Raw genomic sequence first — 471 nt, 5'->3', positions numbered from 1 at the left:
GTCCACCGATCAGGTGGACAGCCTGACCTCCACCCAGGTGTCGGGCCTCAGCACCACCCAGCTGAACGCCCTGCAGACCACCGACGTGGCGGCGCTGACCACCACCCAGGCCCGGAGTCTGACCTCCGCCCAGGTGAGCGGCCTGACCACCACCCAGGTCAACGCCCTGGAAACCACCGACGTGGCGGCCCTGACCGTCACCCAGGTCGGCAACCTGACCACCACCCAGACCGGCGCCCTGACCACCACCACCCTGTCGGGCATCACCTCGACCCAGGTGGCGGCGCTGACCACCACCCAGATCAACGCCCTGTCGACCACCAACGCGGCGGCGCTGTCCACCACCCAGATCGACGGCCTGTCCGCCGCCCAGGTGTCGGGCCTCAGCACCACCACGCTGAACGCGCTGTCGACCACCGGCGTGGCCAGCCTCTCCTCGACCCAGGCGGCCGGCATCACCTCCACCCAGTC

Annotated in this window: 1 pseudogene; it reads left to right on the top strand. The window is 70.5% G+C overall.

Features of this window, described 5'->3' with window-relative positions:
- Window positions 1–471 (top strand): annotated as a pseudogene (locus H261_RS25665) (beta strand repeat-containing protein); the annotation flags it as partial.

The organism is Paramagnetospirillum caucaseum, assembly GCF_000342045.1.
In the GTDB taxonomy this organism is placed as follows: Bacteria; Pseudomonadota; Alphaproteobacteria; order Rhodospirillales; family Magnetospirillaceae; genus Phaeospirillum; species Phaeospirillum caucaseum.
This window is presented reverse-complemented; position numbering and strand designations above follow the sequence as displayed.